This window comes from uncultured Proteiniphilum sp., from assembly GCF_937873925.1.
Classification (GTDB): domain Bacteria; phylum Bacteroidota; class Bacteroidia; order Bacteroidales; family Dysgonomonadaceae; genus Proteiniphilum.
Genome location: NZ_CALNAT010000115.1, coordinates 1 through 17841 on the forward strand (window position 1 = coordinate 1; position 17841 = coordinate 17841).

At 43.8% G+C, this 17841-nt stretch carries 11 protein-coding genes; all 11 read left to right on the top strand.

Annotation, left to right across the window (positions count from 1 at the left end):
- A partial coding sequence (locus Q0502_RS07620; RefSeq protein ID WP_298649208.1) for a sulfatase-like hydrolase/transferase occupies window positions 1-1202 on the top strand: 1202 nt, incomplete at its 5' end.
- Window positions 1203-1334: 132 nt separating this feature from the next.
- Window positions 1335-2738 carry an arylsulfatase gene (locus Q0502_RS07625; RefSeq protein WP_298649211.1) on the top strand — a complete coding sequence of 468 codons (1404 nt, stop codon included), beginning with the start codon at window positions 1335-1337 and terminating at the stop codon, window positions 2736-2738.
- Window positions 2739-2847: 109 nt separating this feature from the next.
- The gene (locus tag Q0502_RS07630) at window positions 2848-4404 is read left to right on the top strand and encodes an arylsulfatase (RefSeq protein WP_298649213.1); all 1557 of its coding nucleotides are present in this window, start codon (window positions 2848-2850) and stop codon (window positions 4402-4404) included.
- Window positions 4405-4807: 403 nt separating this feature from the next.
- The gene (locus tag Q0502_RS07635) at window positions 4808-5374 is read left to right on the top strand and encodes an RNA polymerase sigma-70 factor (protein WP_298649216.1); all 567 of its coding nucleotides are present in this window, start codon (window positions 4808-4810) and stop codon (window positions 5372-5374) included.
- A gap of 134 nt (window positions 5375-5508) precedes the next feature.
- Window positions 5509-6498, top strand: a complete 990-nt coding sequence (locus Q0502_RS07640; protein ID WP_298649218.1) for a FecR domain-containing protein — start codon at window positions 5509-5511, stop codon at window positions 6496-6498.
- A 363-nt stretch (window positions 6499-6861) separates the two neighbouring features.
- Complete coding sequence (locus Q0502_RS07645; RefSeq protein WP_298649220.1) at window positions 6862-10305, top strand: TonB-dependent receptor; 3444 nt, start codon at window positions 6862-6864, stop codon at window positions 10303-10305.
- A gap of 11 nt (window positions 10306-10316) precedes the next feature.
- Window positions 10317-12161 carry a RagB/SusD family nutrient uptake outer membrane protein gene (locus tag Q0502_RS07650; RefSeq protein ID WP_298649222.1) on the top strand — a complete coding sequence of 615 codons (1845 nt, stop codon included), beginning with the start codon at window positions 10317-10319 and terminating at the stop codon, window positions 12159-12161.
- Window positions 12162-12177: 16 nt separating this feature from the next.
- Entirely contained in the window at window positions 12178-13068 is an 891-nt protein-coding gene (locus Q0502_RS07655) for a hypothetical protein (RefSeq protein ID WP_298649225.1), read from the top strand.
- A gap of 225 nt (window positions 13069-13293) precedes the next feature.
- Window positions 13294-14394: a glycosyl hydrolase family 18 protein gene (locus Q0502_RS07660; RefSeq protein WP_298649228.1), complete on the top strand. Its 1101-nt coding sequence runs from the start codon at window positions 13294-13296 to the stop codon at window positions 14392-14394.
- A gap of 17 nt (window positions 14395-14411) precedes the next feature.
- Window positions 14412-16751, top strand: coding sequence for a beta-galactosidase (locus tag Q0502_RS07665; RefSeq protein WP_298649231.1), 2340 nt, complete (start codon window positions 14412-14414; stop codon window positions 16749-16751).
- Window positions 16752-16754: 3 nt separating this feature from the next.
- On the top strand, window positions 16755-17717 hold the full coding sequence (locus Q0502_RS07670) for an ROK family protein (RefSeq protein ID WP_298649234.1): 963 nt from the start codon (window positions 16755-16757) through the stop codon (window positions 17715-17717).
- Window positions 17718-17841 lie beyond the last annotated feature (124 nt).

Sequence of the window (17841 nt, forward strand, 5' to 3'; positions counted from 1 at the left end):
AAGCCATGTTCGATAATCCTTTCCTCGAAGGGCAACGTCCAATGCCTGCCTCTACCGTTATTATCCCGCAACTTTTCAAACAGTCGGGATACCGTACCGCTTGCATCGGAAAATGGGGATTGGGCTATCCTGGTTCCGAAAGTACTCCCAACAAAATGGGGTTCGATTTTTTCTACGGATATAATTGTCAGCGCCAGGCACACACATATTATCCTCCTTTTCTGTACCGGAACGAAAACCGGGAATATTTAAATAATAAAAATATCATTCAACCCGGAACCAAACTGGATCAATCAGCCGATCCTTTTGATGAAAACAGTTATCAGAAATTTATCCAGGATGATTATGCACCGGACCTGATGTTGAAAGAGATCCTCTCGTTTATAGATGAAAACAAGAAAGATCCTTTTCTGTTGATGTGGACTACTCCCGTTCCGCATGTCCCGTTGCAGGCTCCTAAAAAATGGATCGATCATTATGTGGAAAAATTTGGCGATGAGCAACCTTATTTGGGAAAAGCAGGATATTATCCTGCCCGTTATCCCCGGGCGACCTATGCTGCCATGATCTCTTATCTGGATGAACAAATCGGGTTGTTGACAGAGTATCTGAAAGAAAATGACCTGTACGAAAATACGCTGATCATCTTTACCAGTGATAACGGACCCACTTTTAACGGAGGCTCCGACTCGCCCTGGTTTCAAAGCGCAGGGGCATTCAAAAGTGAATATGGATGGGGTAAGGCATCCTTACACGAAGGAGGGATCCGTGTACCGCTCATTGCCTCATGGCCGGGTAAAATAAAATCCGGATCTATCTCGAGCCATGTAGCCGCCGCCTGGGATATTATGCCTACCTTTGCTGAAATCCTGAAAATGAATGCCACAACAGACGGTATCAGTTTTCTGCCGGAACTCACGGGCGAAAAACAAGTCGAAACCCACGATTATTTATACTGGGAGTTCCCCGAGAATGAGGGATCGATAGCTATCCGGATGGATAACTGGAAAGGTATCATCGAAAATGTACACAAAGGAAACAAAAACATGCAGTTATTCGATTTATATACCGATCCGGCCGAATTGTTCGATGTGGCAAAACAATATCCCGATATTGTAATCCGGTTGGAGGAAAAAATCCGTGAAGCGCATGTAAGGGCGGAAGTGGAAAGATTCAGATTTCCTTTTGAAACGAGCATGTAAATCATTACACGCAAGAACATGATTAAAAGCGAGTTCCATATGATACCTTTGAAATCAATAGTTTTAATCATATGAAAAGTGATATTTCACTCTATTTGATGTAACTTTGAAAAATAACGCGAACGAACCAATATGAAACCTAAAATTTTTGCTGCGGGACTTTCCCTCGCAGCGTTAACCCCGCTCAACGCACAGCAAAAACCCAATGTGGTGTTTATCGTTGCCGATGATTTGGGTTATGGGGATCTGAGTTGTTATGGCCAGGAAAAATTCCAAACGCCCAATATCGACCGTTTGGCGCTCAACGGAATCCGGTTCACCCGCTCGTATTCAGGAACCACCGTAAGCGCGCCCTCGCGCGCCAGCCTGATGACCGGATTGCACACCGGCCACACCCCCATCCGTGGAAATAAGGAAATAAAACCCGAAGGACAGTTTCCGCTGCCGGCCGGCACATTTACGCTTTTCCACCTGTTTAAGAATGCAGGCTATACCACCGGCGCCTTTGGTAAATGGGGATTGGGGCAACCCGGTTCTGCAGGCGATCCCAACAATCAGGGTGTAGATGAATTTTACGGATACAATTGTCAACTCCTGGCACATAATTATTACCCAGGCCATTTATGGTACAATCAGACAAAAATAGCGTTTCCTGAAAATGATAACGGACAATTCGGCGCGTACTCGCAAGATCTGATCCAGGCAAAAACGCTGGAGTTTATCGATAAATACAATGGGGATCCGTTCTTCCTCTTCGTACCCATGGTGCTTCCACACGCCGAATTGGTCGTACCGGAAGATTCCATCATCCAAAAATTAAGAGGAAAATTCGATGAAAAACCGTATAAAGGTACTGATTCCGGTCCCGCTTTCAGAAAAGGCGGATACATGTCGCAGGAATATCCGCGGGCGACACATGCCGCCATGGTTACACGTATCGATAGGTATGTGGGACAGATCATTGAGAAACTCAAAGAGACAGGAGTCTATGAAAATACACTGATCATATTTACCAGTGATAACGGACCGCACCGCGAGGGAGGCGGTGATCCGGATTTCTTCAATAGCAACGGCATCTATCGCGGATATAAACGTGACCTGTACGAAGGCGGCATCCGTGTGCCGACCATCATTTCGTGGCAGGGGAAAGTAGCAGCCGGCAAGGAAAACGATTTCGCTTTCGCATTCTGGGATTACATGCCCACGTTTGCCGAACTGTTGAAGACCGGTTCGCCGGAAAATACCGACGGGATCAGCATATTGCCCACACTCCTCAATAAAAAAGAAGGTCAGAAGAAGCGGGATTATTTCTATTTCGAGTTTCAGGAATTGGGCGGCCGCCAGGCGGTAATAAAAGATAACTGGAAACTGTTGCACCTCGATATCCGCCAGGAGGGACTGTACGAACTCTATAATCTCGCGTCCGATCCTTCGGAGAATCACAATCTGGTCGATCTCTATCCTCAAAAAGCGGCAGAACTGAAAGAGATCATGAAGAAGGCCAGAACCGATGATTCCAACTGGTCGTTGTTTTAAGTAATTGATTCAGTCATATAATAGAGTTTATATCGAATAAGATTTTAGATGTCTGATTATCGGGAGTCTTATTCCTTAATCAATATAATATCTAATAAACTTTCCAATTATGAGACATTTTTCTACCCCGTCAATCCTCACTTTTGGTACCTGTCTGGCACTTCCCACGCAGGCACAGGAGATAAAACAACAAGCGATCCCGGAAAAACCCAACATTGTGTTGATCTATGCCGATGATATGGGGTATGGAGACCTTTCATGCTACGGGGCTAAACGTGTAGAGACTCCCAATGTGGATCTGCTCGCCGAAAATGGTATTCGTTTCAGTAATGCCCACTCTGCCGCGGCAACCAGCACTCCTTCCCGTTACGGCCTCTTCACGGGCGAGTACCCATGGAGAAGGAACGGTACCGGTATTGCCCGCGGTGATGCCGGGTTGATCATCAAACCACATCGGTACAATGTGGCAAAACTGATGAAACAGGCGGGCTATACTACCGGAGCGGTAGGAAAATGGCACCTCGGCATCGGAGAGGAAACCGCCACCCAGAATTGGAACGGAAGGATTGCTCCCGGCCCGTACGAGATTGGATTCGACTACTCCTACCTTATGGCGGCAACGGGCGACAGGGTACCCTGTGTCTATCTGGAAAACCAGGAGGTGGCAAACCTCGATCCCAATGATCCGATCAGCGTAAGCTATTCACAGAACTTTCCCGGAGAGCCTACCGGCAGGGACAATCCCGAATTGCTGACAAAATTGAGGCCAAGTCCCAATCACGGACACGATCAGAGCATTATCAACGGTATCTCCCGTATCGGCTATATGAAAGGGGGCAAGGCAGCTCTTTGGGAGGATGAAACGATTGCAGACAGCATTACCTCACGCGCTGTCCGTTTTATAGAACAGACCAAAGAGAAACCCTTCTTCCTCTATTTCGGCACTAACGATATCCATGTGCCGCGCTATCCGAACGAACGGTTCCGGGGCAAAACCGAGATGGGACACCGGGGCGACGCAATCGTTGAGTTTGACTGGTCGGTGGGTGAAGTGATCCGTGCATTGAAAGAGGCGGATGTGTATGAGAATACGCTGATTATTTTGTCGAGCGATAATGGTCCGGTGGTGGATGACGGTTACGCAGACGAAGCCGTGGAGCGCCTGATGGATCATAAACCGTGGGGCCCTTACCGAGGTGGTAAATACAGCATGTTTGAAGCAGGAACAAGAGTGCCTTTTATTGTTCACTGGCCGGAGGTGGTGCGTCCGGGTATTTCCGATGCGCTGGTTTCCCAGATCGATTTATTGGGTACGCTGGCTGCTTTGACGGGTATTGAGTTGGAGGAGGAAAAGCTGAGTGATAGCAGGAATCAACTTCCCGCATGGCTCGGTCTCGATAACGAAGGGCGTGAATACCTGATTGGTGCCGGCACTTCGCTTATGATCCGCACCAAAGACTGGAAGTATATTGAACCAAATAATGGCAGTGCATATCAAAGGCTCACCGATATTGAGATGGGAAACAGCCCGGAGGATCAACTCTACCATTTACGCTATGACCGGGGCGAGTACGATAATGTGGCTGAAAAGAACCGCCTGAAGGTAAGATTTTTTAAGCAGATACTCGAAGAGGAGAAGAGCAAAGGCATAGGGTTGAACTTGTAAGAAAGAACAGTATCAAAGGGAAGAGGTTGTTCAGTTTAATATGTCCGGGCAACCTCTTTCTTGCATTAAAATTATTGATTCATCGACTTTTACAATGGATATTGCTCCCTGACAGGATCATCATATTGTTCCTGTAACCGTTTCAGTTCGGATTTCAAATCTACAATGATGCTGTCATATTCCACTGGTATTCCCATAAGAAAAGTTCTTTTCATTCTAAATTATCCTGGTAGAATTTATCAATAATAGGCTGGTAGTGTTTGTCCCACGCCGCTTTTTGTGCCGGATTCAGCCGTGCATATTCGCCATTCTCCTACATTCCTCGACGATTTCACCAACAAATCGGAATAGTTTCTATAAGAATTTATATACCTTTGTCCTTAATCAAAAGGATCAGAGCGCTTTGAAGGACAAACCCATACATATAAACTCCCGAAGTCTCCGGCTGTTACAGGAAGGAGATGAGAAAGCGTTCGAATACATCTTCCATCACTATTACAATCAGATCTATACGTTTGTCCTAAATACCCTTTTCGATAAAACCTTTGCCGAAGATATTACCCAATCCGTTTTCATTTCTCTCTGGGAAAAAAGAGAAATAATCGATCCGGAAGCAGGTATCGCACCTCTTCTTTATACCATTGCCCGGAACCACGTATACAGGCAAACCGAACAATTATTACTGAAATATAAATATCTACAGTACCAGCAAGAAAATGCGCAGGAAATCACTGATATTGAGTCAGATGTAAACAGCCGTTTTCTGGAAAATATTCTTTGGGAATTTATAGAGAAACTGCCTTCGGACCGGCGCAGAATTTTTTTACTGAGCCGGAAAGAAAATTTATCGAACAAGGAAATCGCTTCACGTTTGCAAATTTCAGAAAAAACGGTGGAAACGCAAATAAGACGTTCTCTTATTTTTTTAAGAGAAAAAATGAAGGACTATCTCAGTGTACTCTTGTTTTAATGTATCTATTTTCAAAAATTCCCTCAACCTCATGGCTATTTATTTAACATAATTTTGTTAAACATAATTAATATTCTTGTTAAAAACGAAATCTCTGTAAGGATTTTACCCTTTTCACGTATAATACAATTAATATGTCAGACGAAATTGTAAAATTGATCGAAAAATTTCTCTCCAGCACTATTTCGGAAGAAGAAACGGACTCGTTGCTCCACGCTTATCAACAAGAGCGCATAAGTGAAAAGCAATTAGAGGATTACTATGCCGACAAATGGAGAGATGCCGGACAGCATCCATCGAAGCTAGACGAAGAAAGCAAAGAAAAAGCATGGAAACGGTTTCGGATGCATATACGCCAACATGCGCAGACACTACCGGGGCGCAAAAACAAATGGATCGAAATAGCAAGCGTGGCGGCTGTAGCTATCTTGTTCTTTATGTTGGGTTTTTCGCTCCATTTAGTTCGTGGTAATTCACAACAAGAGCTTGTGGTGATGGTTGAAAACGGACAAAAGGCAAGCGTTCAACTTCCCGACGGCTCCCACGTGCGCCTCAATTCGGCAAGTGAACTGCGCTATTCCCCTGATTTCGGGAAAAAAAACCGGACTGTAAAACTGATGGGAGAAGCCTATTTCGATGTACAAAGTGATCCGAACAACCCGTTCATCGTACTGACACGCGCCAATCTGCAGGTAAAGGCGTTGGGAACAAAGTTCAACATCAAGTCTTACCCCAACGATGAACAAATAACCGGAACGCTCATAGAAGGCCGGATTGAAGTAAGCAACCCGATGTTATCCGAAGTACTGGATCCCAACGAACAAATCTCGTTCTACCCTAAAGGACTAAGGTTCAGCAAATCCCGTATCGACAATATAAATGAAGCTATTTTTTGGATGACCGATCAATTCGTGTTCGACAAGGAGACACTTGAAAACATTGCCAAAACGTTGGAAAGAATGTATAACGTGACCATTTCTTTTGCATCACCCGACATAAAAGAGATACAATACAGCGGAAAAATAAAGAACAACAGCATGGAGAATGTACTGAATCTTATCACTGTTGTTTCTCCGCTACAGTACACAATGACCGGATCGCATATTACATTCAGTAAAAAATAAAATTAATAACTCACAAAAAATTGACGCCTATGAAACAAGATAGAAAATAACTCACCTAATTACCTGGAAAAAAAGCCGGAGCAATGTGAGGGCATCACTCCGGCAGGAAAGTAAAAGAACATTTTCATTAAGCAATACGAGCAGAAGCAAACTTATTTGCATTATGCCGTTGCAGGAAAATGTCTAACTTTAGTGAATGCAATATTCCACTGGTAGGATAATAGCACGACAGCGCTTTAATAGAGAGAAAAACGCTGCAGACCGCATTCATATGGGGACAAAAATACTCAATCAGAGAGAACTTTGTGCTTTTTTATCCTTAATTATATCCTAAAACAATCTAAAATCTAAAAAAATTATTCAATGAACGTACAAATCAAACGAATTGGCGTGAGCTGTTTGCTTCTGCTCCTGTTAAGTATTGGGCAAAGCATAGCGCAATTGAGCATTTCCGCAACGAATACGGAAATAAAAAGCATACTTCGGCAAATTGAAGAAAAAAGTGATTATACTTTTTTCTATAGCGATAATTTCCTGGATTTAAACCAAAAGGTGACCATCCAGACTAAGGACGAAACAATTGAAAACATACTGAATACTTTGTTCCGGAATACGAACATTGACTATCGAATCAACAACACCCAAATAGCGCTTTCCGAGAGACGCAAAAAAGAGAACTCTGTCAACATCGCTCAACAACAAGGAAAAACCATAATAGGAACAATTCTTGATAACGCAGGCGACCCAGTTATCGGGGCAACCGTCGTGGAAAAAGGGAATCCCTCGCACGGGACAATTACCGATATAGATGGCAACTTTACTCTTTCAGATCTGCCTGAAAATGCCATACTTCAAATTACATACGTAGGCATGAAGCCGCAGGAAGTAGCTATCAAAGGAAGGACAACAATAAATGTCGCAATGGAACCGGACGCGGAACTGTTGGATGAATTGGTGGTTATCGGATACGGAACAATGAAGAAAAAATTGGTGACCGGTGCCACTGTACAGGTAAAAGGAGAGGATATTTCACGATTAAACACACCAAACGTGCTGGGAGCTTTACAGAGCCAGGCGCCGGGCGTAAATATTACACAGGTCAGCGGGTTCATCGGTGACGGTTTTAAGATAAATATCCGCGGTATCGGTAGCAATTACTATTCAACTCCTTTGTTTGTAATTGATGGAGTTGTAGGCGGCACTCTTGACGGTCTGAGTCCTAACGACATCGAAAGCATTGACGTATTAAAAGATGCGGCGACCGCGGCCATTTATGGTTCAAGGGCTGCTAACGGCGTCATTCTTGTTAAGACCAAAAGTGGGCAGGTAGGAAAACATGAAATTACGTATGACGGCTATTATGGGATACAAAATCTCTATAAAATGCCTACTGTTTTAAATGCCCAGGAGTTTATGAATATTCAAAATGAAAGCCGAATCATGGATGGTTTGCCCATATATAACTGGGAGAATTTAATTCCGGGCGGAGATCTGGCTTCTATTCGTGATGGTTCATGGAAAGGAACGAACTGGATCAAAGAAATCCTTAATAAGAACGCGCTCATTCAATCCCATAGTATTGGTATCAATAGTGGTACGGAACGTTCTGTTTCATCTTTAGGTTTTACGTTTTTTCAACAAGAAGCTACCATGGGCGTACCTTCTAATATCCCAATTCTGAACCGTTTTAATGCGCGAATCAACACGGAATCGACCATCCTCAAAAAAGGAGACCTTGATATACTCAAAGTAGGAGAAACGCTCAATTATCGTTTTAATCGTTCTCAAGGACAGGTAGCGCGGGATGATATATATTGGAACACAATACACAATTCTTTGGTGATGAGCCCATTGATGCATGCATATAATAGTCAGGGCGAATATTATATGTATGATGACCAGATTGCCGATGGTTATAATTGGGATACAGCCAACAGTGCCAATAAAAACCCGATTGCTTATATGGATTACATGATGAATCAAAACCTCAGTAAAAGTCATTCTTTGCAATCCAGCGTTTATATGGAACTAAAACCAATAAAAAATTTAACGTTCCGCTCTCAATTCGGCTATTTGCTGAGCACATCCAGTTACAGGTCTTATGTTCCCTCTTTTGGAAAATTAACGGCCACTTTAGAGCAGGGACAGGATCGTGTGACTCAATCTATGTCGCAGTCTCAATATTTGACATGGGACAATACGATCAATTATGTCTTGAAATTTGGAGCACACAATGTGGATGCCCTATTGGGACAAGGTATGACACGCCAGATGTTAAGCGAATCGATGAGCGGCTCAAACCAGGGATCTATCTTTTATGATTTTGATCATGCATGGTTAAGTAATGTACCCGGTTTAAATACGATACAGTCATTAACCGGTTCTCCCACCCTGTCAAGCGGCGGACTTTCCGTTTTCGGACGGGTTAATTACAACTATAACGAAACCTATATGGCTTCGTTTATCTTACGGGCCGACGGCTCGTCTTATTTTGCCCCCGGGCATCGTTGGGGTTATTTTCCATCCGTTTCTGCAGGTTGGGTAATAAGTAACGAAAATTTCTGGAAGGAAAATATACAGGGAGTGGACTTCCTGAAATTACGCGCATCATACGGTTCCAACGGTAATGATCGCGTTATGTCGTTCCAATATATCGGATTGATAACTTCCAACAACAATTATGGTGGTTATCCTTTTGGTAATTCCATGGATGATGCAGCTACAGGCTCATATGCGTATCGTGGAGTGAATCCCGAACTGAAATGGGAAACACAAACAATGATCAATGTAGGGGCTGATGCCAATTTCTTTAACAACAGGATGAGGTTAGAACTTGACTGGTACAATCGTGTTACCAGAGACTGGTTGGTTGCTCCGCCTCAGCCAGCAGATTTCGGTGTTGATCCGGCTTATATTAATGGTGGCGATGTCCAGAACACCGGCTTTGAAATGATTTTGGGCTGGAATGAACAGGTAAGTAAAGATTTCTACTTCGATACAAATCTCTCTTTAAGTTATAACAAAAACAAGGTTTTAAAAATTGCAAATTCCGAGAAGATCCTTCACGGTCCTCCCAGTGTGTTGTGGGAAGGATCGGAGGAAAGCTATCGCTCTGTGATAGGAAAACCTTTCGGTTATTTTTACGGATATAAAAGTAGCGGGATTTTCCAGAATCAACGACAAATAGATGAGTATGCAGGAGCTAAACTATTGGGAGATAATACACAGCCGGGCGATGTCATCTGGCAGGACATCGATGGAAACGGAACCATTGACGCCAAAGACCGTACAGAAATTGGAAATCCCCATCCCGACTTTACTCTTGGCTTTTCATTCAATGTCAATTATAAAGGGATCGAACTGAACGTGAACACTTATGGGGCATTCGGCCATCAGATATTGAAGTCTTATCGTGATTTTGTGGCTTCTCCAATGGCCAATTATACAACGGATATTTTCCAACGTTGGCATGGAGAGGGGACATCCAATAAATTTCCACGCCTATCAAGTTCGGTAAGTTCAAACTGGAATCGAATATCCGACATTTATATCGAGGATGGCGATTATTTCAAAATTAAAAATGTTTCTCTGGGTTATGATTTCAAAAGAGCATTTAAAGGGCTTCCCTTTAGCCAGCTAAAGATATATGTGACTGCACAAAACCTGTTTACTTTTACAGGTTATACCGGAATGGATCCTGAAATCGGGTATGGAGCCGGGAGTGATTACCCCTATGCACAAGGTATTGATTTAGGATTCTATCCCAGTTCACGGGTATATATGATCGGCATGAATATTAAATTTTAAAAGAAAGAACAATGAAAAAAAATATAGCATTTATTATATTATTCACCATTGGTTTCTGTACGAGTTGCAGTGATTTTTTAGACAGTGAAAGCTTAACCACTAAATCCACCGAAAATTTCCCATATACTGAAACGGAAGCCAATGAATTGATTACAGGTATATACGCCAATATGTTATTCCAAGACCCGGAAACATCATCCTATTTTTACCTGGCACAACTGGCAAGCGATGATTGTTTGGGTGGGAACCTGGAAGCATCAAACAACTGTGCAACCAACTTTTTGATGTACACCAACCTGAATATACTGCATGGTTTGTACGCACGATGTTACAGGCAAATTAACCGTGCGAATGTAGCGATTGAGACATTGGACAACGTAGAAAAATGGTCGAGTGAAGCTGAACAAAATCGCTGCTTTGGTGAAGCTCACTTCTTACGTGCTTTCGCATTTAATGAATTAGTGCAGGTTTTTGGAGGTGTTCCTTTACGTACAGATAGTAGAAACATGGAAAAATTGCCGCGTGCATCCATTGATGAAATATATGAACAGATAGGTTCCGATCTGAAAAACGCGATTGAATTGATGCCTGACCGCATTTATCTGGATGGTTCGCCCATGGTAGGCCATGCTACCAAATACGCGGCAGAAGCCTTCATGGCACGTGTATTTCTGTTTTATACCGGGCGCTACGGTAAAACCGAACTACCCGGCGGAATTACCAAAGCGCAAGTCATTCAATGGATCGATGATTGCGTGAATAATTCCGGACACGATCTGGTCTCAGATCAACGCAATCTCTGGCCTTATACGAACAAAGCATCCCTGGATAATGACATCGAAAAATATAAATATCAATATGTTTTGAATAATAATCTGGAATGGGCTGGCTTAAGTCCTATTGAAACCGTGTTTGCCAACAAGCATAAATTAAAAGGTAATAACTGGACTTATACATGGTTCAGCAATACAGTTTCACAATTTTACTCTCCATCGGCAGATAATTCCAAAGCTGAAGACGGAGAAGGTTATCCATTTGGAAGAGGTTGGGGAGCAGGTCCTGTTTCACCCGCAATGGTAAATGAATGGAAAGCCTGGTCGGCACAACAATCGTATCTGAACGGAGCTACTGAAGATCCCCGCCTGGCCGGTTCCATTTGGTCGTACCGGGCACTTGATCCTAATAATGCAGGAAGCGTATTATTCGACAGAAGATTAACTCCGGATGAGCCTGATTATACAGTTTCGTACCGGTACTATGAACAGACCGGCTATCATCAGAAAAAGTATATTAATGTTGTCTCCTATCAGAATATTAACGCCAATGATCCCGGTAAAGAACCGGTATACGGAATCCGATCCTTCGCTTTACAGCTCTATCCTGAGATAACCGTTGATGTTGTAAGCCAATCACTGAATAACATCGCTGACTTAATCCACATACGTTTCGCAGATGTATTGTTAATGCAATCGGAATTGAAAGAAGATGCCACCGGGCTGAATCGTGTGCGAGCCCGATCCAGCTTGGCGCCGATAGCTTATTCACTGGCAGCGATTAAAAATGAACGTCGTTGGGAATTGGCTTTCGAATCCATTCGATGGTGGGATATGCTAAGATGGTCGGGGCCATCTTTGGAAGAAGCCGGAGAAGCGCTGAACAAACAAACAGGATTTACCTTACTCAATGCAGGCGTAGAAGTGCCAATGGTGAATTTCGACTACAAGAAACGTTTAAAAGAAACGCAAGGTTATTGGCCCATTCCACAGACTGAAATAGATTTATCGGACGGCTTATTCGAGCAGAATCCCGGCTGGGAATCCAGTGCTTTGTTTTCAAGCTGGAACAGATTACAATAACTCTAAAAATAATCGTATGAAAACAATAATAAAAATTTTTCTACTGACTGTTTTATTCGCTTATGGATGTGACCCGATTGAAGACAAGTCTTTGCGCGAACAGTTCGAGAATGTCGGGGCACCTATCACTCAAACCGAATTAGATGCCGCTTTATCTGTTACGCAACCTATTCCTAATACAGATGACAAAGTGGAAGGCGACCAATATGTCGTATTGAAAAACAATCGTCCTGAGATTGGTGGTGTATGGCATCTGGGCTGGAGTACAGGCGAAAAAATTGTTGCATCGGATGATATTACTGTCATTTATGATGCCAATGGCGAATATGAAATCTTTTATACAGGTATCTCAGCCAACCAAATAGTTACGTCTAAAAAATTCAATATCAGCGTAACCAACTGTTTTGATGAGTATGATTTTCTGTTATCAGGAGCAAAAGATAAAGCTGACAAAACAGCAAAAAAAACCTGGCAATTTTTACAGGTTACGGGAGCACTTTATAATGGAATGTATGGAAACTGGAAGTATTATGATCCGGTTCCAGGACAGAACTCCTGGGGAACCGTTAATACGTCAACTATTCCTGAACAAACAATGGTATTTGAATTTGATGGCCATAAAATGACCACTTACCTGGGGTCGGGGGCTATATCCAAAACAGGTACATGGGCTTATACGCATAACAATCCGGAAGGAGTTAAAGGGGAATTGATAACCACTGCTCCGGTAATAGGTACCAATATTAGCTGGAGTGTCTGGGAAGGGGTCTCCACTCCATACTGGATAACTTATATTAGTGAAGATCTGTTGGTGTTATGCTTCCCTCAAACTTATAGTAAACCTCCAGGTGCAGAAGATTGGGATTTGTATGGGACTTATTTTTACCTTGTTCCTAAAGAAGAATAAATAAGTTTATTCGTTGCCGGTAATTGGTGTTATACCTATTGCCGGCATAGTATTTCTTTAATTCGTTTTTTTAATACAACAATAATTCGATATTTTTATAGGCTCCTTACAACTTATTGATTATCAGACAAAAGTATACTTTTTAAAATGTATAATTTAATCGGTTGATTATATGGTCATTAAATAAGGATTTACCGGATTATTAATAAAATATAAGTGAATAAAATGAAAAAGGTTTTGTTTGTCGTGTTCGCACTTTTACTTTTTACAACTTGCGAAAAAGATGATTATATAACAGGCATAAGAGCTCCCGGTATGGATAATAACATGCCTGAACCGGTGGAAGGACGTATAGCCCTGGCGTACGTGACCTCCTGGAGTACGGTGATTCCCGATCCTACCTACCTGACAAATATCAATTATGCCTTTGCCGAACCCTATATGGAAGGCGGCGTTTACAAAGGAATGTATGTACTGGGTGAAGAAAGCCGCTTCCAGCAAATCGTAAATCTGAAAAAGATCAATCCGAAGCTGGCTATTTCCATATCATTCGAGAATTCACAAGGTGAAGGTTTTTCACAACTTGCCAAGTCGGATGAATACCGCAAAGCTTTTGCCAATGATTGTAAAGCTTTCCTGCAAAAGTGGGGCATCGACGGTGTGGATATGGACTGGGAATTTCCCGGTCTCTCATGGAGCGGTGACCCGAATGCTTACGATGTGGCTGTGGATGTAGCGAACCATGTGCTGTTGATGAAGCAGTTGCGTGAAACCTTAGGAAATCAGTATCTGCTTACCTATGCCGGTTATTGCATGGATAAGCAGCAGGTTACGGGAGGATGGCGCTATATCGACATTGCAGCCGTAGCCCCTTTCGTCGATTTTGTGAATATCATGACCTATGACCTGGATGCGGCTCCTCATCACCAATCCGCGCTGCAGGACCCGTCAGCGGCTTCTGACTGTACCCGTGCTGTCCAGGCCTATCTGGATGCCGGCATGCCTGCCAATAAACTGGTGTTGGGCATACCTTTCTACGGGCGTCACTCATGGACGGAAGCGATCAACTACAAAAAGATCCTCGAACTGGACCCCAAATCCTACAAGATCGATAATTGGGACGATGCGGCTTCAGTTCCGTACGTCACCTACAATGGAGTTTACTATTGCGGATACGACAATGAGAAAAGTATCGGAGTGAAAGGCGACTGGGTTCTGAGTAAAGGAATGAAAGGCCTGATGTTCTGGGATTATGACGGTGACGATAATCAGGGGACTTTGCGAAAAGCCGTATGGGAATCTGTAATGAAGAGCGACGAATCATAACTATAAACTTATTGAGTATGTCATCCAAAACACAAAACATACAATTTAATCTGCTTTTTATATTGTTTTTGTCCATTGCAATCGGAGTGCAGGGTCAAAAGCAGGAACAAAAGGAACACGAAAGCATAGATAAAGATTTTTTTCCTTTTTCGGTATGGTACAGTGGCGGCAAAGCCAGGGCTCCCATGCTGTCTAAAATTACCACTAATTCCGAAGAGGAATGGAGAGCAGATCTGCAACAGATAAAGGATCTCGGTTTCAATACCGTCCGCACATGGGTTGAGTGGGCGACCTGTGAACCGGAACCCGGAAAATATAATTTCGACAACCTGAATCTCCTGATGAGGCTCGCCAATGAAACAGGACTGAAGGTGTTTATACAGATATATGTGGATTCCGCACCCGACTGGGTGGCACAAAAATACCCGTTTGCCATGTTCGAGGCACAGAACGGGGATAAAATCCATCCCCAGTCGGCACCCGGTCTCAATACGGATAATAAAGTCGTGGGAGATGCCGTCCTCAATTTTTATTCGGAAACAGCCAAAGTGGCTATTCAATATCCCAACTTTTTCGGGTGGGACCTCTGGAGCGAACCCCATATCATTAACTGGGCTTCCATCGATTATATTCCCAATGTCCAGTTTTGTTTTAGCGATGCCACCCAAAGCCGGTTTAGAGAGTGGCTCAGGAAAAAATACAACTCTCTCGAGAACTTAAATACCGCATGGTACCGTAACTTCACGGATTGGACGCAGGTAGAGGCTCCCAGGTTCAGTACGATCCTAAGTTATACCGACTTTATCGACTGGAAAACTTTTATTTATGAAAAGTTAGTGGAAGATATGGCGGCCCGCTATAATGCGATCAGGAATATCGACACAACACACCTTATTACGGCCCATGCTGTAGGAGCTTCCCTTTTTCAATCGCCCCACGTGGGTGCAGGCGCCACAGACGACTTCCTGATGGCCCGGCCACTGGATTATTATGGGGTTTCTCTTTATCCGAAACATAATCATCCTGCCAATGCCTGGTCGGTGACAACCCTGCGTACCGTGATGGATTTTACCAGAAGTGCGAACCGTGAGAAGGGCGGATGGTATGTGGGAGAACTGCAGGCCGGACTGGGAACCATAGCGCTCCAGGTAAGCGATCCGGTCACTTCTGACGACCATCGCATATGGGCATGGTCGGCTATTGCAAAAGGAGCAAAAGGTGTAAATATCTACGCTTACTACCCCATGTCGTCAGGATATGAAGCAGGGGGATACGGATTGATAAATCTGGATGGAACCTTGACTGAAAGAGCCGTGAATGCGGGACAAATAGCCGACGTGGTAAACCGGAATCAACAGCTCTTCCTGAATGCTACTCCGGCCAAGGCTGAGGTTGGGATCGTCTATAACCCGTTAACCCAAATGGTGGGGGGAATGCAGCGGCGTGACTTTCCGGCAGCATTGAGCCAATCGCTGATCGGGTACTTCCAGACATTTGCAAACCATAATATACCGGTAGACTTCATTCACAGGGAACACATCGAAAACCAGGATTTCTCGCAATACAAACTGATCATTATTCCCTACCCGATCATGTTTACCCGGGAAGCCGCAGCAGGGTTACGCGCCTTCGTGGAGAATGGGGGACACGTGTTGGCGGAGGCACGCATCGGATGGAACGACGACCGGGGTTACGCGTCGGAAATTATTCCCGGGCTTGGAATGCATGACATATTCGGGGTAAGGGAAAATGAAATCAGGATGCGCGACGGGATCGAGTTTACCGTAACAGATGAGAACCATCCCGCGATACAGGGCTTCGAAAAAGGGACTAAACTCACGGGATCGTTATACACCCAGTCGTTAAGCCTTCTCGGCGAGAGCGACGTCAAAGTGCTGGCCACCAACGAACAGGGACAACCCGCGATCGTGAGTACCCGGTACGGGAAGGGGGAATCCATGTTGGTAGGAACATACATGGGGATGGCCAATTTCCAGAAGTTCAACCCGGACAACGACCGGTTTTTTGTCAATTTATTGAATTGGGCAAATATTAAAAGGCCTTTCATTACATCTCTTGACGGAAGAATTTCAGACCAGGTGGAAGTCCGGCTGCAGGATACGGAGAACGGCCATCTCGTTTTTATCATCAACCATAGCGCCGGTAGTGAAGAAATTGATATAGACCTGTATATAAGCTCTGACGGCGTATATACCCTGCGGGATGTGATCAATGGGACGCAAAAAGAGGTGCGAAGTTCCGGTAATACACTGAACATCAACACCCAGATTGACAGCAAAGGTGTCCATGTGATTGAAATAACTGCAAGCAACCAAATTTCAACCAAAAAGAGATAACTCATGGCTGTTATAGGGATAGATCTGGGAGGCACTAAAATTACAGGCGCTCTCTTTGATGCAAATGGTACGATACTCCACCAGGTATCGTGCCTCCTCGAAGAACGAAAAGGGAGTAAGGTAGGCCGGCTGGTTTTGCATACCATCGATGAATTAATTGAGCAATCGAAGGGCGGCAGAGATGCTGTCGAAGCATTGGGTATCTGCGTGCCGGGTATAGCAGACAGTAAGACGGGACTCATATGGGCACCTAATATAGGTGGATGGGAAAACTATCCGCTTCAAAAGGAGATAGAAGAGCATTTTAGCAATGATAAGATCACTATTCACATTGCCAGCGACAGAACATGTTATATCCTGGGAGAGAAATGGAAGGGTGTTGCAAAAAATGCCACAAATGCAGTTTATATCTCAATCGGAACCGGGATAGGTGTCGGACTGCTGATCGACGGGAATATCGTCCATGGGCACGGTGACATTGTAGGCGCTGCCGGATGGTTTGCCATGGGAATTCCCTTCATGGAAGAATTTGAAAGGTACGGCTGTTTCGAAAGTTATGCATCAGGAGACGGCATTGCCCGTCAGGCAAAAAAGATTTTGAAAGAAGGGCGTCTGTTCAGGGAAAGCCTGTTATACAAAAAAGAGATTGAAAGTCTTTCAACCAAAGATATCTTTGATGCATTTAATAATGACGATCCCCTCGCTGTATCTGTTATTGAAAAAGCGGTCGGTCTCTGGGCTATGGCTTCCGCCAATTTAGTCAGCCTGTTAAACCCTGAAATAATTATATGGGGCGGAGGTGTGTTCGGTCCGGCCACAGAATTAATAGGCCGTATTTACGAACATGCTTCCGCATGGGCACAACCCATTGCGATTAAGCAGGCAAGATTCGAAAAATCAATTTTACAGGGGAATGCCGGACTATATGGCGCCGGTTATCTGGCGCTTACATCAATAACAAAGTAACAGCAGGATTGTATGAGATATAATAAAACTTTGGTGTATATAGCTGCCTGTATAGGCATGGCTTTTTTCGGGATTGCCTTTATTGTCATGGGATCTGTTTTACCATCATTAACCGCAAAATACT

Coding starts and splice junctions, on each gene's coding strand:
- Q0502_RS07670 (WP_298649234.1), top strand. CDS start 16,755: ATGGCTGTTATAGGGATAGATCTGGGAGGCACTAAAATTACAGGCGCT.
- Q0502_RS07655 (WP_298649225.1), top strand. CDS start 12,178: ATGAAAACAATAATAAAAATTTTTCTACTGACTGTTTTATTCGCTTAT.
- Q0502_RS07660 (WP_298649228.1), top strand. CDS start 13,294: ATGAAAAAGGTTTTGTTTGTCGTGTTCGCACTTTTACTTTTTACAACT.
- Q0502_RS07645 (WP_298649220.1), top strand. CDS start 6,862: ATGAACGTACAAATCAAACGAATTGGCGTGAGCTGTTTGCTTCTGCTC.
- Q0502_RS07625 (WP_298649211.1), top strand. CDS start 1,335: ATGAAACCTAAAATTTTTGCTGCGGGACTTTCCCTCGCAGCGTTAACC.
- Q0502_RS07640 (WP_298649218.1), top strand. CDS start 5,509: ATGTCAGACGAAATTGTAAAATTGATCGAAAAATTTCTCTCCAGCACT.
- Q0502_RS07650 (WP_298649222.1), top strand. CDS start 10,317: ATGAAAAAAAATATAGCATTTATTATATTATTCACCATTGGTTTCTGT.
- Q0502_RS07630 (WP_298649213.1), top strand. CDS start 2,848: ATGAGACATTTTTCTACCCCGTCAATCCTCACTTTTGGTACCTGTCTG.
- Q0502_RS07665 (WP_298649231.1), top strand. CDS start 14,412: ATGTCATCCAAAACACAAAACATACAATTTAATCTGCTTTTTATATTG.